Source organism: Acidibrevibacterium fodinaquatile (assembly GCF_003352165.1).
Classification (GTDB): Bacteria; Pseudomonadota; Alphaproteobacteria; order Acetobacterales; family Acetobacteraceae; genus Acidibrevibacterium; species Acidibrevibacterium fodinaquatile.
Genome location: NZ_CP029176.1, coordinates 1,827,629 through 1,847,706, shown reverse-complemented (window position 1 = coordinate 1,847,706; position 20,078 = coordinate 1,827,629). Strand labels below are relative to the sequence as shown.

Here is a 20,078-nt window from a genome sequence, read left to right as displayed (position 1 = left end):
GCCCGATGACCGACGACCCTCCCCCGAACCCCGCCTTGCTGCCGGCGGGTCTGCGCGACGTCCTGCCGCCCGAGGCCGAAACCGAGGCTGCGGCGGTCGAAGCCTTGATGACCGTGTTTGCCGCGCACGGCTATCAGCGTGTCAAGCCGCCGCTCCTTGAGTTCGAGGACAGTCTCCTCGCCGGCACTGGCGGTGCTGTCGCCGATCAGACCTTCCGGCTGATGGACCCGGCGAGCCACCGGATGATGGCGCTGCGTTCGGACACCACGCCGCAGATCGCCCGCATCGCAACCACGCGGCTCGCCGATGCGCCGCGTCCGCTCCGGCTTTCCTATGCCGGTCAGTGCCTTCGGGTGCGGGCAACCCAGCTCGCGCCCGAGCGCCAGATCGCCCAGGCCGGCATCGAGCTGATCGGCGCCGATAGCCCCGAGGCCGATGCCGAGCTGGTTCTCGTCGCCGCCGAAGCGCTGGCGGCGCTCGGCCTTCATCGCATCAGCGTCGATCTCACCGCGCCGCCGCTGATCCCGGCATTGCTCGATGACGCCCTCGTCGATGGCGCCCGGATCGCCGAGCCAGCGCGGAGCCGGCTCGCCCGCGCGCTCGACCGCAAGGATGCCGCCGCCGTCCAGGCTCTCGCCGGGACACTGGCGCCGACGCTGATCGAGCTCCTGCTCGCCGCCGGCGCCGCGCCGCGCGCGCTCGCTGCGCTCCGTGCCGCCGATTTGCCGGCGCCGGCGCGCGCCCAGGCGCTGCGGCTCGAAGCGGTCGTCGCCGCGATCGCGGCGCGGGCGCCAGGGCTCGGCCTTGCCGGTCTCACCGTCACCGTCGATCCGGTCGAGTTCCGTGGCTATCGCTATCACACCGGCGTCTGCATGACGGTTTATGCGCCCGGCTACAACCAGGAACTCGGCCGCGGCGGGCGCTATCTCTGCGGCGAGGCGGAAGAACCCGCCGCCGGCCTCACGCTTTACCCGGACGCGGTGTTGCGCGCGGCACCATCGCGGACGCCAAGGCAACGCGTCTATCTGCCGCTCAACGCCGATCCCGAGCGCGCGCGGGCGCTCCGCGCCGAGGGCTTTGCCACCGTCGCCGCGCTGACGGCCGCCGATCCGATCGCCGAGGCGCGCCGCCTCGGCTGCGCCCTGGTGCTGCTCGCCGATGGCGTGCGGCCGGTTTCTGGAGAGTGAGACGATGGCGAATGTCGCGGTGATCGGGGCGCAATGGGGGGACGAGGGCAAGGGCAAGGTGGTCGATTGGCTGGCCAGCCGCGCCGAGATCGTGGTCCGCTTCCAGGGCGGGCATAATGCCGGCCATACGCTCGTCGTCGAGAACGAGACTTATAAGCTCTCGCTGCTCCCGAGTGGGGTCGTGCGCGGCAAGCTCGGCATCATCGGCAATGGCGTTGTCGTCGATCCCGAGGCGCTGCTCGCCGAGATCGCCCGCATCGAACGCCAGGGGCTCCGTGTCGGGCCGGATAATCTGCGCATCAGCGAGAGCGCGCCGTTGATCCTGCCGCTGCACGCCGCCCTCGACAAGGCGCGCGAGGCGGCACGCGGGGCGCGCAAGATCGGCACCACCGGGCGCGGTATCGGCCCGGCCTATGAGGACAAGGTGGCGCGCCGCGCCATCCGGGTCTGCGATCTCGCCGAGCCGGAGACGCTAGCCGCCAAGCTCGACGAATTGCTGCTGCACCACAACACTCTGCTTGCCGGCCTCGGCGCGCCGGTGTTCGAGAAGGAATCGCTGCTCAACGCGTTGCTGGCGCTCGCCCCCAAGATTCTGCCGTTCGCCGAGCCGGTTTGGGAGCGGCTCGATGAGGCCCGCCGCGCCGGGCGACGCATTTTGTTCGAGGGCGCGCAGGCGGTGATGCTCGATGTCGATCACGGCACTTACCCGTTCGTCACCTCCTCCAACACCGTCGCCGCGACCGCCGCCGCCGGCGCCGGGGTCGGGCCGGCCGCGGTCGGGTTCGTGCTCGGCATCGCCAAGGCCTATTCCACCCGGGTCGGCGCCGGCCCGTTCCCGACCGAGCTTCTCGACGCGACCGGAGAGATGCTCGGCGATCGCGGCTGCGAATTCGGCACCGTCACCGGGCGGCGCCGGCGTTGCGGCTGGTTCGATGCGGCTTTGGTCCGCCAGGCGGTCAAGGTCGGCGGCATTCAGGGGCTCGCGCTTACCAAGCTCGATGTCCTCGACGGCTTGCCGGAACTGCGCATCAATACCGGCTATCGCATCGGCGGCGAGAGCGTCTCGCGCCTTCCCGCCGCCCCCGGCGCGCAAGCCGCGGCGGAGCCGATCTATGAAACCATCGAAGGCTGGTCAGGCTCGACCCGCGGCGCCCGCTCCTGGGCGGAGCTTCCGGCACAGGCGGTGAAATATGTCCGCCGCATCGAGGAATTGGTCGAGGCGCCGGTGACGCTGCTCTCAACCAGCCCCGAGCGCGACGACACCATCCTGGTGCGCGATCCGTTCGAGGGGTAACGCTATTCGCGCTCCTCGATTTCGGCTTCCAGCGCCGCGATCTCGGCGTCGCTGAAGCCGAAATGATGGGCGATCTCATGCACCACGACATTGCGCACAAGGGACTCGAGATCGACCTCGGTCTCGATCCATTCGAGCAGGATGGGCAAGCGATAGAGCAGGATGGTATCCGGCTGGCGGGCGAGATCATCGACGCTTTTCTGGCCGAGCGGTGTGCCGCGATAAAGCCCGGTCAGATCCCAGCCGGCCTCGAGCTCCATCTCGCGCAGCGTCTCCTCGTCGGGCATGTCCTCGACCATGATCGCGACCCCCTGAAGATGGCGGGCAAGGCGCGGCGGAATGGCCGCCAAAGCCTGCTCGGCGAAGGCGACGATGACCGTCTCGTCAGGCGGAAGCAGAAGCGGCGCGCGCGACATGGCGCCATCGGGCCAGAGTGGCCTGACGGTGTCAAGCGCACCTTCAGGGCGTGACGCTGTGGCCTGGCTCTGCTAGAGCGCCGCGAGAGGATCATGGGGTTGCGGGCGCATGGGGCAATATAAGGGCGTTGCGCTCGGCAGCATCGCCGTCAGTGTTCCGGTGATCGCCATCAAGGGGTTCGCCTGGTGGCATACCGGAGGGGCTGCGCTGTTTTCGGACGCGCTCGAGAGCCTGATCCACCCGGCGACAGCGCTGCTCACCTTCGGCGCCGTCTGGTTCGCCGCCCGGCCGGCCGACAGCAACCACCCGTTCGGCCATGGCAAGGCGGAATTCTTCGCCGCCGTCATCGAGGGCGGGCTGATCGTCGCCGCCGCCGGGGCGATTTTGCAGCACGCCTGGCTGGTCTGGCGCGGCGGCCCGCTTTTGCTCGACCCGGCTTTTGGCCTCGCCCTCAATGGCGCCGCGACGCTGCTCAACGGCGCCTGGGGCCTTGTGCTGACGCGCGCCGGGCGGCGGCTGCGCTCGCCGGCGTTCCGCGCCGATGGTCTCCATCTCCTCACCGATGTCGCGACCTCGGCCGGGCTGCTGCTCGGCCTCGCGCTCGCGCTCGTCACCGGTGCCCTCTGGCTCGACCCGCTGCTCGCCGCGGCAACCGCGATCTATGTCCTGGTCACCGGGTTTTTCCTGATCCGGGCCTCGGTGGACGGGCTGATGGATGCGGCGCCGAGCCCGGCGGTGGTGGCGCGGATCAAGACGCTGGTTGCCGAACACGCCGAAGGCGCGCTCGAAGTGCATGATCTGCGTACCCGCAACGCCGGGCAGACGACGTTTTTGCAATTCCATCTCGTCGTGCCAGGGGGGATGACGGTTGACGAGGCGCATGCCATCTGCGATCGGATCGAAGCGGCGCTGCGCAACGAAATGGCTGGGCTGGTCGCCACCATTCATGTCGAACCCGAAAGCAAGGCAAAGCATCACGGCGTGGTCGTGGTCTGATCGCGCGATGCGCGTAGCACTGCCGATCTCGCGCCCGGCGGGGGGCGGCACTGGCCGCGCCTTTGCGGTCTCGGCCGGGATTCATCTCTTCGTGCTGGCGTTGCTGCTTTTGCGTATCGTGCCCTTCGGCGCCGCCGTCAAGGAAGCGAAGCCACCGCTCGCCAAGGTCGAACTGGTGGTCCAGGACACGCCGACGGTCGGCAGCGGGCCGCGCGAAAAAGCCGAAAAGCCGGCGCCAAACCCCGCCCCGAAGGCAGCGCCCACGGCCAAGGAGGCGCCAAACGCCAAGGCTGCGGCCAAACCGACGCCACCGCTGCCCCCTCTGCCGGAAGCGAACAAGCCCGATCAGGTGCTGCTGCCCAAGACCGAGCAAACCGCCGCCGCCGCGACAGCGGCCCAGCCGGCGCCGCCGACCCCGCCGGCACCGCCGAGCCACGCCGCCCCCGCGATCCGGCTCGGCCTCGGCGGCGACCCTGGCACCGGCATCGTCACCGGCCCCGACGTTATCCCGGCCGGGCCGGATTCGACCGTCCATAACATTCCCCCAGCCTACCCCGAGGCGGCGGCGATGCTGCACGAACAGGGGCGGGTCGTGCTCCTCGTCCACGTCGCGCCAGACGGCAGCACGGCGGCGGTGGACGTGGTCCGGAGTTCCGGCTACTTGCTGCTCGACCGCGCCGCCCATGACGCGGTGGCAAAATGGCGCTTTCGCCCGGCCATGGCCGGTGGCGCGCCGGTGGCGTCAGAGATGCCGATCGAAATCAACTTCGATCTCGAAAGTAAAAGGGTAAACTAAGGCAAAACCTTCTTTTTCTGAAGAAAAAGAAGCAAAAAAACTTTTTCCTGGTTTCTCGGAGTTGCCAATGCCTCGGCGCTGGCAGTGCCGGTGGCACTGCCCAACGGATAAAAGTTTTTTGGTTCTTTTTTTCAAAAAAGAACATTCATGCCTAACACAAAGGAGTAGCGGGATGGTGCGAATAGACCGGGTTACGACACGCGGCGGCGATGGCGGCGAGACCTCGCTCGCAGACGGGACACGTCTGCCAAAGAACGCCGCCCGGATCGCGGCGATCGGTGCCGTCGACGAGGCCAATGCCGCGCTCGGCTTGCTTCGCCTCCACACCGCGGCGATGGCTGATCTCGACGCCATGCTCGGGCGCATCCAGAACGATCTTTTCGATCTCGGCGCCGACCTCGCGAGCCCGGAGCGGGCCGAAAATGAGCCGGGCGGAGGGAAAACGCGCCTTCGCCTCACGCCCGCGCAGGTCGCGCGGCTAGAGGGGGAAATTGCCGCCCTCAATGTCGGCCTTGCGCCGCTCAAAAGCTTTGTCTTGCCGGGTGGCACCGCCGCTGCCGCCCATGCCCATCTCGCCCGCACCATCGCCCGCCGCGCCGAGCGCGACGTGGTGCATCTTGCCGCCGCGGAGACCCTCAACCCGGCGCTGGTCGCCTATCTCAATCGCCTCTCCGATCTTCTTTTCGTGGTGTCGCGGCGCCTCAACGCCCCTGACCGCGACGTGCTCTGGCAGCCGGGGGCGACGCGGGAGGGCTGAGCCGCGGGATCATTCTTCGGTCGGCGTTATTTCGCCGCGCCGAGGGCGCGCCCAAGTCTGCCGCGGCGCGACGTCGAGAGGCAAGGTCGCGAAGGCGGCGCGGGTCGCGGCATCGGGGGCGGCATCGCAGATCACGCTCTCGAACGCCGACAAAGGCGCGAAAAACGCCGGCTTGGCACGGCCGAACTTGCTGTGATCGACGACGAGATGGCAGTGTTGCGCCGCCGCCAAGGCCGCCTGCTTGATCGGCACCTCGTGGAAATTCCAGCAGCTCGCGCCGCGCGCTGGCTCGACGCCGCCGGCCGAGAAAAACCCGCGCGTGATGCCGAGCCGGCGGAGCTGGCGCGGTGCGTCCTCGTCGGAAAACGTCGCCGAGGAGGGATGAAACAGGCCGCCGAGCAGCACGATCTGGGTGTTGGGCCGCTGGCAGGCGAGATTGGCGATGTTGAGGGCATAGCACACCACGGTGAGCGCGATGCCCGCCGGCAGCGCGGCGACCAGATGGGGAAGCGTGGTGCCACAATCGATGAATAAGGTGTCGCCCTCGCGCACCAGCCGCGCCGCATGGCGCGCCGCCGCCCGTTTTGCGTACGCGGCACTCCCCTGCTCACGATCCAGCACGTAACGCGCGGCGCGCGGCGCGGCGGAAGACGCCCGCGTCACATGGCCGCCGAGCAGCGCGAGATCCCGCGCCGCGGCGGCGTCGCCGGCAAGGTCGCGCCGCAATGTCATGGGCGAGACCTCGAGCGCCCGCGCCGCATCCGTGAGCCGGAGCGCGCCCTCCGCCTGCACCAGCCGGCCGAGCGTCAGAAGACGCCGGTCGCGCCGCGCCGTGCTCGCGTCCACCACAGGCTGTTCCCTTCTCCCGACCATCGCGCCCAGCTTGACTCGTCCGCCGCCAAATGTGAAGCTTGGCACAAATGTGACAAATATCACGTCGGTGGGCTGGCGCGTCCAGCCGCCCAGGGAGGCATGTCAGGCCCGCATGAACGCCGCCGGAGAACCGCTCGCGCCCGATAGGCTGGCTGCGATGATCGATCATACCCTGCTTCGCCCGGACGCGACGCCAGCAGACGTCAGCCGGCTTTGCGCCGAGGCGGCGGCCTGCGGCTTTCACGCCGTCTGCGTCAACCCGCTCTGGGTCGCGCCGGCGCGGCGGGCGCTGGCGGGCGCGCCGGTTGCGGTGTGTTCGGTCATCGCCTTTCCGTTTGGCGCAACGCCCTCGGCCAACAAAGCCGCCGAGGCGGCGCGCGCGGTCGCCGACGGCGCCAGCGAGATCGACATGGTGATCGCGATCGGCGCGTTGAAAGCGGGCGATCACGAGGCCGTCCGCGCCGATATCGCCGCGGTCAGGCAAGCGGTGCCGGCGGCGCTGCTCAAGGTCATCCTCGAGACGGCGCTGCTGACGGAGGCGGAAAAGGTCGCCGCCTGTTCGCTTGCCGTTGCCGCGGGGGCGGATTTCGTCAAAACCTCGACCGGCTATGGCGGCGGTGGCGCGACCGTTGCTGATGTCGCGCTGATGCGCCGCATCGTCGGGCCGAAAATCGGCGTCAAGGCCTCGGGCGGCATTCGCGACCTCGCCACCGCGAACGCGATGATCGCCGCCGGCGCGAGCCGGATCGGCGCCAGCGCAAGCCTCGTTCTCGTCGGTGCGGCCAAGATGCCGGCCGACAGCTATTAGAAACCCAAGGGAGGGAAACCATGGTCACACGCCGCGACTTCAATGTCCGCTCGCTCGCCGCCCTGGCCGGCGCCGGTCTTGGCTTGGGCTTCGGGGTGCCGCGCGCTTTCGCGGCCTCGGGTCCGGTCGATACCGCGAAGGTTTCGCCGGGGATCACCGCCAAAGCGGTCGGCAAGAAATTCTCGATGGCGACCGTCGTCAAGGTCGATGGCATCGCCTGGTTCGACCGGATGCGCGAAGGGGTCAAGCAGTTCAAGGACGAAACCGGCCATGACACCTGGATGGTCGGGCCGAGCCAAGCCGATGCCGCGGCACAGGTGCAAATCGTCGAGAGCCTGATCGCCCAGGGCGTCGATGCCATCTGCATCGTTCCCTTCTCGGTGGAAGCGGTCGAGCCAGTGCTGAAGAAGGCGCGCAGCCAGGGCATCGTGGTGATTTCGCACGAGGCGTCCAACCTCATGAACACCGATTACGACATCGAGGCCTTCGACAACCGCGCCTATGGCGCGAAGCTGATGGAAGTCCTTGGCCAGCAGATGGGTGGCGAGGGCGGCTATGTCTGCACTGTCGGCAGCCTTACCTCGCAATCGCAGAACGAATGGATCGACGGCGGCATCGCCTATCAGAAGCAGCATTTCCCGAAAATGTTCGAGGTGACGAAGCGCATCGAGACCTATGACGATGCCAATACCGACTATAACAAGCTCAAAGAGGTGCTGACCACCTATCCCAATCTCAAGGGCATTCTCGGCGGCCCGATGCCGACCTCCGCCGGCGCCGGCCGGCTAATCGCCGAGCGCGGCCTCGCCGGAAAATTGTTCTTCTCCGGCACCGGCCTCGTCTCCGTCGCCGGCCAGTATCTGAAGAACGGCGATATCAGCTATATCCAGTTCTGGGATCCGGCGGTCGCCGGCTACGCGATGAACATCCTCGCGGTGATGACGCTCGCCAAGCAGCGCGCGGCGATCAAATCCGGTCTCGATCTCGGGTTGAGCGGCTATACCAACCTCACCACGCCGAACGCGGCGCGGCCCAATCTGCTTTATGGCGCGGGCTGGGTTGGCGTCACCAAAGACAATATGAGCCAATATAATTTCTGATCGCGCGCCGCGCGGGGGCACCCTCCGCGCGGCTTCCGCCATGACCGCGCCCCTCATTGAACTTCATGACGTGAGCAAGAGCTTCGGCGGCGTGCGCGCGCTCGCCGGGGTTTCGCTCGCGATCGGGCAAGGCGAAATCCATTGCCTCGCCGGCGAGAACGGTTCGGGCAAATCGACGCTGATCAAGATCATCGCCGGCGTTCATCGTCCCGATGCCGGCACACTCCGCATCGATGGCCGCGAGGTCGCGGCACTCGATCCGATCACCGCGATCGGCCATGGCGTGCAGGTCATCTATCAGGATTTTTCGCTGTTTCCCGCGCTTTCGGTCGCGGAAAATCTCGCGCTGCCGAGCGAAGTGCATGCCCGCCGCCGCTTCGTCTCCTGGTCGGGCGTGCGCGCGCTGGCGCGTGCGGCGCTGGCTCGGCTCGGTGTTGCGATCGATCTCGCGGCGACGGTGGAGACGCTCACCACCGCCGAGCGCCAGCTCGTCGCCATCGCGCGCGCCCTGATGTCGGCGCCGCGTCTTTTGATCATGGACGAGCCGACCACGGCGCTCACCGGGCGCGAGGTCGCGCGGCTGTTTGCGATCGTGCGCGATATCCAGGCGCAAGGCATCGCGGTGCTGTTCGTCAGCCACAAAATGCGCGAGATGCTGGAGATCAGCGAGCGCATCACGGTTTTGCGCAACGGCGCCGTCGCCGCCGCGGGTCCGGCGAGCGGATTCGACGAGGCGGCGCTGACGCGGGCCATGACCGGCCAGGATTTCGCAACCCAATCCTATCGCTGGACGCCGCGCGATCGCGGCCCGGCGCGTCTCGAACTCCGCTCTCTCGCGGTGCCCGGGGCGCTCGCACCGATCGACGCCACCGTTCACGCCGGCGAGATCGTTGGCATCACCGGCCTGCTCGGCTCCGGCCGCACCGATCTCGCGCTGACCCTTTTCGGCATGCGTCCACACTATCAGGGCGAGATCCGCATCGATGGCGCGCCGGTCGCCGTGCGCAATGTCGCCGCCGCGATCAAGGCTGGCGTCGCCTACGTGCCGGAAGACCGGCTGACCGAGGGCCTGTTCCTCTCCCAAAGCATCCACCGCAACCTGCTCGCGACGTCTTATGACGCGATGACGCGCCATCTCTTCATCGATTTCGCCCGCGCGCGGACGCACGCGGACGCGATGATGCGCGAGATGCGGATCACCACCGAGGATGGCACTCTTCCGGTTGCCTCCCTCTCCGGCGGCAATCAGCAGCGCGTTCTGATCGGGCGCTGGCTGATGGGCAAGGCGCGCATCCTGATCCTCAATGGCCCGACGGTCGGCGTCGATGTCGGCTCCAAGGCCGGCATTCATGAGCGCATCCGCGACCTTGCGCGCGAAGGCGATCTTGCGGTGCTGCTGATCTCAGACGACCTTCCCGAAATCATCCAGAACTGCAACCGCATTCTCATCATGCATCGCGGGCGGCTGGTCGAGGCGTGCGACACGGCAGCGCTGAGCGAAACCGCGCTCGCCGAAAAACTCAAGGCTTTGGCATGAATTTTCTCTCCCTGCGTCGCTCCGAGACGGTGATCGCGCTGGTGCTGCTCGCTGCGATGGCGCTGATCGGCCTGATCAACCCGGCGTTCTGGAGCCTTTCCAACCTCTTCAGCCTGGCGCGGAGCAATGTCATCGTCGGCCTCATGGCGCTCGGCGTCCTGATGGTGATGATTTCGGGCGGGATCGACGTCTCCTTCCCCGCTTTCGCCGTCGCCGCACTCTATCTCACCATCCGCGCCATGATCGCTTGGGATTGGCACGGCGTCCTCGGCCCGTTTGCGCTGGCAACCGCGATCGGGCTCGGGCTCGGGCTGGTCAATGCGTTTTTCGTCAGTCGGCTGCGCATGATTCCGCTGATCGTGACGCTCGGCACCGCGGCCGCGGTGCGCGGCGGCTTGCTTGGTCTCGTCGGCACCAGCCAGATCAATATCGACCGCATGCCCAAGGAGCTGATCGGGTTTGCGAGCACGACGCTGATCGAGCTTCCCGGGCCGGATGGCACGCATTTCGGCCTCTCGGCGATGATCGTCGTCTATCTGCTCGTGGCCGTTCTCGTGCATCTGTTCCTGACCCGCACGCTGCTCGGGCGCGGTGTCTTTGCGCTCGGCAGTGCTGCCGAGGCGGCGCGCAGGGTCGGCTTCAACCCGACGATGATCGTTTTCGCGGTCTATGGCCTCGCCGGCGCGCTCGCCGGTTTTGCCGGGCTGCTGCACGGCTCGATGATTTGGCTCGCCAATCCGCGTGATTTCGTCGGCGTCGAACTCGACGTGATCGCCGCCGTCGTGCTCGGCGGCGCCAGCATCTTCGGCGGCCGCGGCAGCGTGCTCGGCACGGTGCTCGGCGTATTCATGCTGGTCATGGTATCGAACAGCCTGATCCTCATGCACATCGCAACGACATGGCAGCGGATCGTGGTCGGCGGTATCATCATCACCGCAACCACCATCACCGCGCTCCGCGACCGCCAGCAGATCGCCTGAGGAAACATGGTCTTTTTTGAAAAAAAGATTTTTCCCTGTTGGGCAGTGCCGCAGGCACTGCCCGCTCCGAGGAGGTATGCCGCTCCGAGAGAACCGGAAAAAAGTTTTTTTGCTTCTTTTTCTTCAGAAAAAGAAGATTCTTGTTACTCACTGCCTACTATCCCCTGTTAAAACGAGCCAAAATGCGAAAAGCGCTTCGCCGCGTCCTTGCTCTCGATGCCAATCTGCTGCAGCTCGTTCTGCTCGCGCTGCTGGTTTTCGCGCTGATGACGGCGCTGGTGCCGGATAAATTCCTGCGTCCCTATAATCTCATCTCCATCACCTATATCGCGCCCGAACTTGGTCTGCTGGCGATCGCGATGATGGTCGCGATGTTGACCGGCGGGATCGATCTTTCGGTGATCGGCATTGCCAATCTCGGCGGCATCCTCGCCGGGCTGTTCTTTCATGCTTATGGCGGCGCACGCGGGCCGGGGCTCGCGGCGATGGGCGCCTTGCCGGTTGCCGCCGGCATCGCGATCGCGGTTGCGACCGGCCTGATCGCTGGCGCGATCAACGGGTTTCTGATCGCGCGGCTCCGCGTCACGCCGATCCTCGCGACGCTGGGCTCCGGTCAGGTGTTCACCGGCATCGCGCTCGTTCTGACTGGCGGGCCGGCGATCGTCGGCTTTCCCGATCGCTGGACGATGATCGGCAACGGCGCCGTCGGCGGCATCGCGCTGCCGCTCATCGTTCTGCTCGCCCTCGCCGGCGGCACCGCGCTCCTGCTCGGGCGGACGGCGTTCGGGATCAGCCTCGTCCTGATCGGCACCAATGCCAAGGCGGCGGTGTTCGCCGGGCTTCGCACGCGCCGCGCCCTACTGTTGACCTATGTGCTGACCGGAGCCCTCGCCAGCGTCGCCGGCATTCTGCTCTCCGCGCGCACCAACGCCGCGAAATCGGATTATGGCATCTCCTATCTGCTGCAAGCGGTGCTGATCGCGGTGCTCGGCGGCACCGATCCTGCGGGCGGGCGCGGCTCGGTCGCGGGCGTGATCGTCGCCTTGCTTGCGCTGATGCTGCTTGCGAGCGGCATGCAGCTCATGCGGTTCAGCAATTTCCTGGTCGATGCGATGTGGGGGGTGTTCCTGCTCGCCTCGATCGCGCTCAATGCCTGGCGCACCCGCCCGAGATGAAGGAAAAACGGCGATGATCGAGACAAGGATCGCCCTGCCGCGCGCGGTCTTCACCGCCGAGGAGCGAACGCTGGTTTGCTTCGGCGCGCTCCGGGCCAGCGTCTTTCGCTACCCGAGCGGGATTGAGGCGGTCCGCCTCACCAACGCCCGCGGCGCGGTGGTGGTGCTGCCGTTTTTCGGCCAGATGGTGTGGCAAGCCGGGTTTGACGGCGTCGATCTCACCATGCGGAGCATGTTCCCGACCCCACGCCCGAGCGCCGACATCGTCGGCACCTATGGCTGCTTTGCCTTCCATAGCGGGCTTCTCGCCAACGGCGTGCCCGGCGAGGGCGATAGCCATCCCGTGCATGGCGAATTCCCCACCCTCGCGCTCGATGAGGCGGCGCTGGAGGCGGGCGAAGGAGAAGCCGGGCCCTATCTTCGGCTGGTGAGCACGGTCGATTACGCGCGCGGCTTCGGCCCGCATTACCGTGCGACGCCGACGGTGACCCTCGGCGCCGACACCGCGTTCGATATCGGCATGGCGGTTGAGAATCTCTCCTATCGGCCGATGCCGCTCATGTATATGTGCCACATCAATTTCGCCTTCGTCCCTGGCGGCGAAATCCTGCAACCGCTGGCCTACACCCCGGCGCAGACGGTGGTGCGCCGCGCGGTGCCGGCACATGTCACGCCGAGCCCCGCTTATCTCGCCCGGATCGAGGCGTTGGCCGCCGACCCCGCCGGCATGGCGCGGCTCGATCGGCCCGGCGATTGCGATCCCGAGCAGGTATTTTATCTCCGCGGCCTCGCGACCGACGCTGAGGGTCTCACGCATCTCATGCTGCGTCGGCCAGCCGGGGATGGTTTCACGATCGCCTATCGGCCGGCGGAATTTCCGAAAACCGTGCGCTGGCTGCTCGCCAATCCCGATCAGTCGGTTGCCGCCTTCGCGCTGCCGGCGACGTGCGAGCCCGAGGGCTTCACGGCGGAAAGCCGGAAGGGCAATGTGCGCTATCTCGCGCCCGGCGCGCGGGCGGCGTTTTCGGTGCGCGCGGGCTATGCCGATCCGCGCGACGCTGACGCCCTCGCCGCGGCGATCGCGGCGATGAACGGGTGAGGAGGAAAAGGATGGCCGGCCGGATCGCGGTGATCGGAAGCTGCATGATCGACCTCGTGACCTATGTCGCGCGGATGCCGGCGGCGGGCGAGACCCTGGTCGCGCCGCGCTTCGAGATGGGGTTTGGCGGCAAGGGCGCGAACCAGGCGATCGCCTGCGCGCGCCTCGGCAGCGCGGTGACGATGATCGCCAAGGTCGGCGATGACGAGTTCGGCGCCAACACGCTGCGCAATTTCGCCGCCGAGGGCATCGATGCCCGCTTCGTTGCACGGGTTGGCGGGGTTTCGAGCGGCGTTGCCCCGATCTTCGTCGAGCCCGACGGGCAGAACCGCATCCTCATCGTCCCCGGCGCGAACGAGCATTTGCTCCCCGCCGATATCGACCAGGCGGGGGAGGCGCTCGAAGGCTGCGCGCTGATCCTCTTGCAACTCGAAGTGCCGCTGGAGACGGTCTATCACGCCATCGCCTGGGGGGCGCGGCACGGGGTTCCGGTGTTGCTCAACCCCGCGCCCGCCCATCCCGCGCTCGACCTCGCGCGGATCCGCGAGGCGCGGTTTTTCGTCCCCAATCAGAGCGAACTCAACCTTCTCACCGGCATGCCGACCGAGAACGCCGAGAGCGCCGAGCGAGCGGCGCGGACGCTGCTTGCCGGCGGGCTCGAAAACGTCGTGGTCACACTCGGCGGCGAGGGTGCACTCTGGGTCAGCGGCGGCGAGACCAGGCTGATCCCGCCGGTCCTGGTCACGCCGGTCGATACCACCGGCGCCGGCGATGCCTTCATCGGCAGCTTCGCCCATCATTACGTGCAAAGCGGCGATATCGACACCGCTCTCCTCGCCGCCTCGCGCTATGCCGCGCAATCGATCACCGCGCGCGGCACCCAGCGGAGCTTTCCGAGCGCCGCCGCTTTCGCCGCTTTCTGCGCGGGGCTTGCGGCGTCGCGGCCTCCCTGCTGACCACCCTTCCCGCGGCACGGACGCGTCCAGCGCCGGCCGAAGCGTCCCGGCGCCGTCGCAAGGGCGCCGATTCTGAAAAGTTGGTTGCCATGTGGTTGCCAGGCGGTTTCGTCGCCTCGGCAATCCGCCATTAACGCATTGAAATCATTGGTGGGTGCGGCAGGGATTGAACCTGCGACCCCCGCCGTGTGAAGGCGATGCTCTCCCGCTGAGCTACGCACCCGCTGTCATGAAGGGAGAAGACGAGGCTGGGCTATTTCGTAGAGCCAAGCCGCACCGGATGCAAGGGGCGCGCGGCCTCGCTTCCTTGATGGTCCCGGCCAAGCCGGCCTATCCTGTCGTAAGCGCGCCACGTGTTCGCCGAGGCCGCGATGGATGCAACGAGACCAATCTCCGCCACCGAGAGGCCTTCGTGACCCAAGCCGCCGCAACCACCTCTAGCGCGATGCCTCTCACGCCGAAACACCGCTTCGCCCTCGCCGCCTGTGCCCGCTGGGAAACGAGCAGCATCCTCGAATGGATCGCCTATCACCGGGCGATCGGCTTCGCGCATATCTATCTCTATTGCAACGACGACGACCCGACCGAGCTTTATGAGCGCCTATTGCCCCTTCTCGGCGAAGAGAGCCCCTTCATTACATTCACACATTATCCGTTCCGGGGATTTCAGACCCAAATGTACAAACATTTTTTGAAGAATTTTTCACACGATGCCGAATGGTTCCTGTTTCTCGATATCGATGAGTTTCTTGCCCTCAAAACTCACGACAATATCCCTTCTTTTATGCAAAATTACGAAGGAATTTGTGATGCTCTCTATTTTAACTGGATTTTCTTCGGGCCTAACGGCTTTGCCAGGCGGCCGGAGGGCAGCGTTCTTTTGCAATACACGCGGCGCGACCAATGGGTAAATCACTTCACCAAAACCCTGACCCGGCGATCCGCCCTCGCGATCGACGAGATCCTCGCCAAGGCTGAAACCGGGTTCTGGCATGATTGGGGGCATCTCGGCGGGCCGGAGTTGCGGCGCATCAACGTGCTCGGCGATCCGATCGGCGATTATTACGCCGATTTCCCGGAAAAAGCGCGCGCCTATCTCGACACGGACGACCGCCAGGCGCGCATCATCGCCACCGCCGCAATTCATCATTATGCGTTCCGCGCGGAAAGCGACATCGCGCGGCGGCTGGCGCGCGGCACGGCCGGCGATTTTCACGGCCAGCTCGCCTTCAAGCGGGTGGTGGACGAGGGCTATCTCCAAAATTTTCTCAACGATTTCAATTGCGTTGAAGATACCTATCTGCGCGACTACTGGCGCCGCGTGCTCGCCGGCGGCTGGCGCGCAAGCCTGGTGCCCCGCCCGCCAGGGTGCAATCTCGCGCGCGGCAAGCCGGCGACGCAAAGCTCGGTCTCGCAATGGTCGCATGAAGACACGCCCGCAAGAGACGCCGCGCGCCTCGTCAGTGGCGAATTCTCCGGCACCTACAACAACCATACCGATTTCGACGCCCAGCCCTGGTGGCAGGTCGATCTCGAGCGGCGCGAAACCCTCCGCGAAATCAGAATCTATAACCGGCTCGACAGCGATCCCGGAATCATGGCGCGCACCTCAGCGCTGGCGATCGCGGTCTCCGATGACGCGCAGGCCTGGCGTCTCGTCTATGTGCGGCGGAGCGAAACCCCGTTCGGCGGGATCGATGGCACCCCCCTGATCTGGACCCCCAACCTCCCGCCTGCCGCCCGCTATGTCCGGATTATCGGCTTGCGACCCGGCTATCTCCATTTCGATCAGGTGGAAATCTACTGAGCACCGAGCCCGAGTACGTCGCGCATCGTGTAAAGCCCGGGCGCCCGCCCCACGAGCCAAAGCGCCGCCCGCACCGCGCCTTGGGCAAAGATACGCCGGTCGAAGGCGCGGTGGCTGAGCGCGATATGCTCGTTGGCACCGGCGAAGATCAAGGTGTGTTCGCCGACCACCTGGCCGCCGCGCAAGGCCGCGAAGCCGATGGCGCCGGTCTTGCGCGCCCCGGTCTGGCCGTGGCGACCGCTTTCCATTACCGCAGCGAGATCGACGCCACGCCCGGCGGCAACCGCCCGGCCCAGCCCGAGCGCAGTGCCAGACGGTGCATCGACCTTCTGGCGATGATGCATCTCAACGATCTCGGCGTCATAACTCTCCGCCGGCAGCGCTGCCGCCATGCGTTCGGCGAGCGCCAGCAAAAGCGTGACGCCCGGAGAAAAATTTGGCGCAGCACAGACCGGAACCTCTCGCGCCGCCGCCGCGACCGCCCCCTCATCGGCGTCAAACAACCCGGTGGTGCCGAGCACCCAAGGAGTCTTAGCCGCCGCCAGCGCCGCGGCATGCGTGCTGACGGCGGCGGCATGGGTGAAATCGATCACCACGTCGGACGCGGCGGCGAGAGCGGCGATATCGGCGAGAATAGGCACCCCATCGGGCGGCCGCGCCGCCGAACCTGGGCGAAGCGTGCCGCCGGCCAGAACCCCCGCGCCCACCACTTCCTCGGCCAGCAATCGCCCCATGCGCCCGGCGATTCCGGTGATGCCGATGCGGATCATCTCACGCCCCGCCGACCGTGCGGGTGATCTGGCGGAGCGTCACGAACTCCTCCGCCGCCGTCGGGTGGATGCCGATGGTCTGGTCGAACTCGGCCTTGGTCGCGCCGGCGGTGACGGCGATCGCGATCCCCTGAATGATTTCCGGCGCATCCTCGCCGAACATATGCGCGCCCAGAACCCGCCCGCTCGCCTGCTCGACGACGAGCTTGATCAAGGTCTTGCGCGCCCGCCCGCTGATGGTGTGGCGCATCGGCGTGAAGCGGGTGAGGTAGATATCGGTTTTTCCACGCGCCGCCGCGTCCTCTTCCGAGAGGCCGACGGTCGCGAGCGGCGGCGTGCTGAAAACCGCGGTCGGCACGGCGGCGAAATTCCACGCCCGCGCCCGCCCCGCGAACAGAAGATCGGCCAGCGCATGCCCCTCGGCGGTCGCGACCGGCGTCAGGTTGAGCCGATCGGTCACATCGCCGATCGCATGGATATGCGCGACATTGGTGCGCCACTGCTCGCCGATCATCACCGCGCCGCTCGCGCTGGTCGCAACGCCGGCGTGATCGAGGCCGAGCCCTTCGGTATTGGCGCCGCGGCCGGAGGCGAAAAACACGCAGTCAGCGGCGATGCGCCGGCCATCGGCGAGCACCGCGACCCGCCCCATGCCCATCGCTTCCACGGCGGCGATGTTGCTTTCGGGGAACAGCCGCACGCCTTGCGCCACCAGCGCCTCGGCCATCGCCTCGCGCAAATCGCGATCGAAACCGCGCAGCGGCAGCGGCTGGCGAAAGACGAGATCGACCTCGGCGCCGAGGCCGCGAAAAATCCCCGCGAATTCGACGGCGATATAGCCGCTGCCGAGGATCACCACGCGCTCGGGGCGCCGGTCGAGATAAAACGCGTCATCCGAGACGATGCCGAGTTCAGCACCGGGAATATCGGGGCGAAGCGGCCGGCCGCCGGTTGCGATCACGATCCGCTCGGCGCTGATTTCGGTATCGCCGACCGCGATCCGGTGTGGGTCGAGAAAGCGGGCCTGAGCCTCGAAAACCGTAGCCCCGACGCCCTCGAGCAGGCGCCGGTAAGTGCCGTTGAGGCGAGCGATTTCGCGGTCTTTCGCCGCGATCAGCGCTGCCCAGTCATGCACGCCTGCCGCAGCACCGCGCCAGCCAAACCCCACCGCGTCCTCGGCATGGGCACCATATTCGGCCGCCTGGACGAGGATTTTCTTCGGCACACAACCGATATTGACGCAGGTGCCGCCCCAGAACCGCCCCTCGGCAACCCCGACCCGCGCGCCATGCGCGGCCGCGATCCGCCCGCAGCGCACGCCCGCGGAGCCACCGCCAATCACGAATAGATCGAAATCGAAGCCCATCAGCCTCTCCTCGGCCAGTAAGGACGCAGACAATAAGAGCCTTCTTTTTCTGAAGAAAAAGAAGCAAAAAGACTTTTGTCCCGTTTTCTCAGAGTGGCAACGCCTTCCGCGCGGGCAGTGCCTGCGGCACTGCCCGACAGATAAAAGTTTTTTGGTTCTTTTTTTGAAAAAAGAACAAACTACTCTTACGTCCCAATCCCACCCAGGGCCAAATACTTGATTTCGAGGTAATCCTCGATGCCGTATTTGGAGCCCTCGCGGCCGAGACCGGACGATTTCATGCCGCCGAACGGCGCCACCTCGGTCGAGATGATGCCCTCATTGATGCCGATGATGCCGTATTCCAGCCCCTCGGCGACCCGGAAGATGCGCCCGACATCGCGGGCGTAGAAATAGGCCGCGAGGCCGAATTCGGTGTCATTGGCGAGCTTGATCGCCTCTTCCTCGGTTTTGAAGCGGAATAGCGGCGCGACCGGACCGAAGGTCTCCTCGCGGAAAATATCGGCCCCGGCTGGCACGTCGGCGAGGATGGTGGGGGTGAAGAAATTGCCGCCGCGCGGATGGCGCGCGCCGCCGGTGACGATGCGGGCGCCGCGCTTGAGGGCATCGGCGATATGCGCTTCCACCTTGGCGACGGCGTCGGCATTGATCAGCGGCCCCTGCGTCACCCCCGGCTCCATCCCGTCGCCCACACGCAACGCCTCGACCGCGACTTTCAGCTTAGCGGCGAAGGCGTCATAGACGCCGTCTTGCACCAGGAGCCGGTTGGCGCAGACGCAGGTCTGCCCGGCATTGCGATATTTGCTGGCGATCGCGCCGACGACAGCGGCGTCGAGATCGGCATCGTCAAAAACGATGAAGGGCGCGTTGCCGCCGAGTTCCATGCTGGTTTTCTTGATCGTCGGCGCGCATTGCGCGAGCAGCTTCGCCCCGATCTCGGTCGAGCCGGTGAAGGAGAGCTTGCGCACCAGAGGATTGCCGGTGAGTTCGGCCCCCATCTCGCCGGAAGGGCCGGTGATGACGTTGCAGACGCCGGCAGGCATGCCGGCGCGCTCGGCGAGAACGGCGATCGCGAGCGCGGAAAACGGCGTCTGGCTCGCAGGCCGGATGACGCCGGTGCAGCCGGCCGCCCAACCCGGCCCGGCCTTGCGGGTGATCATGGCGGCGGGGAAGTTCCACGGCGTGATCGCGGCGAAAACCCCGATCGGTTCTTTTTGGACGATGATCCGCCGACCCTTGGCGTTCTGCGGAATGGTATCGCCATAGACGCGCTTGCCCTCCTCGGCGAACCATTCGATGAAGCTCGCGGCATAGGCGATTTCGCCCTTCGCTTCGGCTAGGGGCTTCCCTTGCTCGGCGGTCATGATCACCGCGAGATCGTCGGCGTTGGCGAGCATCAGATCATTGAGCCGGCGCAAAATCGCCGAACGCTCCTTTGCGGTGAGCGCGCGCCAGGCGGGATAGGCGGCATAAGCGGCTTCGATCGCGGCCCTGGTCTCGGCCACGCCCATCGCCGGCACCTCGCCGATGATCTCACCGCTCGACGGGTTGCGGACCGCGAGCGTGCGCCCAGACGCCGCGCCAATCCACCGGCCACCGACGTAATTCTGCTGCCGGAACAGGCTCGCATCCGAGAGCGGCAGGGGGGAGATGGGGGTGAGCATCGCTGTCCTCCTCGCAAGAACCATTGACTTTCACATAGACCCGGAACGCGCTCAGTGCCAGCGCCGCTCTTTCGCGCGTCGGGCGAATGTGATTAGATTTCTCGTCATGCCGCGCATCGCCCGCCAAGAAAAACCGCTCCCTGCCGACCGTCTCACCATCCGGCTCGATCTCGCCTCAGGCGCGCGGATCGGGCCGGGCAAGGTCGCGCTTCTGGAGGCGATCGCGCGCCACGGTTCGATCTCGGCGGCGGGGCGGGAATTGCGCATGTCCTATCGCCGCGCCTGGGATTTGGTCGAGGCGCTGAACAAGGCCCTCGGTACCACCGTGGTCAGCACCGCGACCGGCGGCGCCGGCGGCGGCGGCGCGACGCTGACCGCGGCTGGCGCGGCGGTGGTCGCCGAATATCGTGCGATCGAACGCGAGGCCCACGCCATCGCCGCGCCACGCATCGCGGCGATGCTGCACCCTCCCCGCACCTGAGACGCGGCTCAGGGG

The 20,078-nt window shown here is 66.8% G+C and carries 19 protein-coding genes and 1 tRNA gene; 14 read left to right on the top strand and 6 right to left on the bottom strand.

The features are described from left to right. The first annotated feature begins 5 nt into the window (after positions 1–5). Together DEF76_RS08835 and DEF76_RS08830 are read left to right on the top strand one after the other, a co-directional pair. Positions 6–1,187, top strand: coding sequence for an ATP phosphoribosyltransferase regulatory subunit (locus DEF76_RS08835; protein WP_114912024.1), 1,182 nt, complete (start codon positions 6–8; stop codon positions 1,185–1,187). Positions 1,188–1,191: 4 nt separating this feature from the next. Then, positions 1,192–2,481: an adenylosuccinate synthase gene (locus DEF76_RS08830; protein WP_114912023.1), complete on the top strand. Its 1,290-nt coding sequence runs from the start codon at positions 1,192–1,194 to the stop codon at positions 2,479–2,481. A 2-nt stretch (positions 2,482–2,483) separates the two neighbouring features. On the opposite strand, the gene DEF76_RS08825 is transcribed toward DEF76_RS08830, so the two are convergent. After that, entirely contained in the window at positions 2,484–2,897 is a 414-nt protein-coding gene (locus DEF76_RS08825; RefSeq protein ID WP_114912022.1) for a metallopeptidase family protein, read from the bottom strand. A 109-nt stretch (positions 2,898–3,006) separates the two neighbouring features. On the opposite strand from DEF76_RS08825, the gene DEF76_RS08820 reads away from it, so the two are divergent. From DEF76_RS08820 to DEF76_RS08810, 3 genes are all read left to right on the top strand, one after another. Then, positions 3,007–3,894 (top strand): cation diffusion facilitator family transporter, encoded by an 888-nt coding sequence (locus tag DEF76_RS08820; protein WP_114912021.1) that lies wholly within the window; start codon positions 3,007–3,009, stop codon positions 3,892–3,894. A gap of 7 nt (positions 3,895–3,901) precedes the next feature. Further along, a complete protein-coding gene (locus DEF76_RS08815) occupies positions 3,902–4,690 on the top strand; it encodes an energy transducer TonB (RefSeq protein ID WP_162800569.1) in 789 nt (262 codons plus the stop codon). 172 nt (positions 4,691–4,862) lie between these two features. After that, positions 4,863–5,447 carry a cob(I)yrinic acid a,c-diamide adenosyltransferase gene (locus tag DEF76_RS08810; RefSeq protein ID WP_114912019.1) on the top strand — a complete coding sequence of 195 codons (585 nt, stop codon included), beginning with the start codon at positions 4,863–4,865 and terminating at the stop codon, positions 5,445–5,447. Positions 5,448–5,456: 9 nt separating this feature from the next. Here the strand turns inward: DEF76_RS08810 and DEF76_RS08805 are convergent, their stop codons facing one another. Then, positions 5,457–6,293: a DeoR family transcriptional regulator gene (locus DEF76_RS08805; RefSeq protein ID WP_240319179.1), complete on the bottom strand. Its 837-nt coding sequence runs from the start codon at positions 6,291–6,293 to the stop codon at positions 5,457–5,459. A 139-nt stretch (positions 6,294–6,432) separates the two neighbouring features. Here DEF76_RS08805 and deoC point away from each other — a divergent pair, with 139 nt between their 5' ends. The 7 genes from deoC to rbsK all read left to right on the top strand — a co-directional run bounded on the left by deoC (position 6,433) and on the right by rbsK (position 13,975). Beyond that, a complete protein-coding gene (gene deoC / locus DEF76_RS08800) occupies positions 6,433–7,128 on the top strand; it encodes a deoxyribose-phosphate aldolase (protein ID WP_114912017.1) in 696 nt (231 codons plus the stop codon). Between the two features lie 20 nt (positions 7,129–7,148). Next, positions 7,149–8,228, top strand: a complete 1,080-nt coding sequence (locus tag DEF76_RS08795; protein ID WP_114912016.1) for an autoinducer 2 ABC transporter substrate-binding protein — start codon at positions 7,149–7,151, stop codon at positions 8,226–8,228. A 40-nt stretch (positions 8,229–8,268) separates the two neighbouring features. After that, on the top strand, positions 8,269–9,765 hold the full coding sequence (locus tag DEF76_RS08790; RefSeq protein WP_114912015.1) for a sugar ABC transporter ATP-binding protein: 1,497 nt from the start codon (positions 8,269–8,271) through the stop codon (positions 9,763–9,765). Beyond that, positions 9,762–10,745, top strand: coding sequence for an ABC transporter permease (locus DEF76_RS08785; protein ID WP_114912014.1), 984 nt, complete (start codon positions 9,762–9,764; stop codon positions 10,743–10,745). The genes DEF76_RS08790 and DEF76_RS08785 overlap by 4 nt, the downstream gene beginning before the upstream one ends. A 182-nt stretch (positions 10,746–10,927) precedes the next feature. Then, positions 10,928–11,920, top strand: coding sequence for an ABC transporter permease (locus DEF76_RS08780; protein WP_114912013.1), 993 nt, complete (start codon positions 10,928–10,930; stop codon positions 11,918–11,920). A 13-nt stretch (positions 11,921–11,933) separates the two neighbouring features. Then, positions 11,934–13,019 carry an aldose 1-epimerase family protein gene (locus DEF76_RS08775; protein ID WP_114913766.1) on the top strand — a complete coding sequence of 362 codons (1,086 nt, stop codon included), beginning with the start codon at positions 11,934–11,936 and terminating at the stop codon, positions 13,017–13,019. A gap of 11 nt (positions 13,020–13,030) precedes the next feature. Next, positions 13,031–13,975, top strand: coding sequence for a ribokinase (gene rbsK, locus DEF76_RS08770; protein ID WP_114912012.1), 945 nt, complete (start codon positions 13,031–13,033; stop codon positions 13,973–13,975). Between the two features lie 148 nt (positions 13,976–14,123). On the opposite strand, the gene DEF76_RS08765 is transcribed toward rbsK, so the two are convergent. After that, positions 14,124–14,198 (bottom strand) — tRNA-Val (locus DEF76_RS08765). A gap of 6 nt (positions 14,199–14,204) precedes the next feature. On the opposite strand from DEF76_RS08765, the gene DEF76_RS08760 reads away from it, so the two are divergent. After that, on the top strand, positions 14,205–15,782 hold the full coding sequence (locus tag DEF76_RS08760) for a glycosyltransferase family 2 protein (RefSeq protein ID WP_114912011.1): 1,578 nt from the start codon (positions 14,205–14,207) through the stop codon (positions 15,780–15,782). Here the strand turns inward: DEF76_RS08760 and dapB are convergent. The 3 genes from dapB to gabD all read right to left on the bottom strand — a co-directional run bounded on the left by dapB (position 15,776) and on the right by gabD (position 19,582). Further along, entirely contained in the window at positions 15,776–16,552 is a 777-nt protein-coding gene (dapB, locus tag DEF76_RS08755) for a 4-hydroxy-tetrahydrodipicolinate reductase (RefSeq protein ID WP_114912010.1), read from the bottom strand. The genes DEF76_RS08760 and dapB overlap by 7 nt on opposite strands. A gap of 1 nt (position 16,553) precedes the next feature. Continuing rightward, positions 16,554–17,918 (bottom strand): glutathione-disulfide reductase, encoded by a 1,365-nt coding sequence (gene gorA, locus DEF76_RS08750; protein ID WP_114912009.1) that lies wholly within the window; start codon positions 17,916–17,918, stop codon positions 16,554–16,556. 185 nt (positions 17,919–18,103) lie between these two features. Next, positions 18,104–19,582 carry an NADP-dependent succinate-semialdehyde dehydrogenase gene (gene gabD, locus DEF76_RS08745; RefSeq protein ID WP_114912008.1) on the bottom strand — a complete coding sequence of 493 codons (1,479 nt, stop codon included), beginning with the start codon at positions 19,580–19,582 and terminating at the stop codon, positions 18,104–18,106. A 106-nt stretch (positions 19,583–19,688) separates the two neighbouring features. On the opposite strand from gabD, the gene DEF76_RS08740 reads away from it, so the two are divergent. Then, positions 19,689–20,063 (top strand): winged helix-turn-helix domain-containing protein, encoded by a 375-nt coding sequence (locus DEF76_RS08740; protein ID WP_114912007.1) that lies wholly within the window; start codon positions 19,689–19,691, stop codon positions 20,061–20,063. Positions 20,064–20,078: the final 15 nt, after the last annotated feature.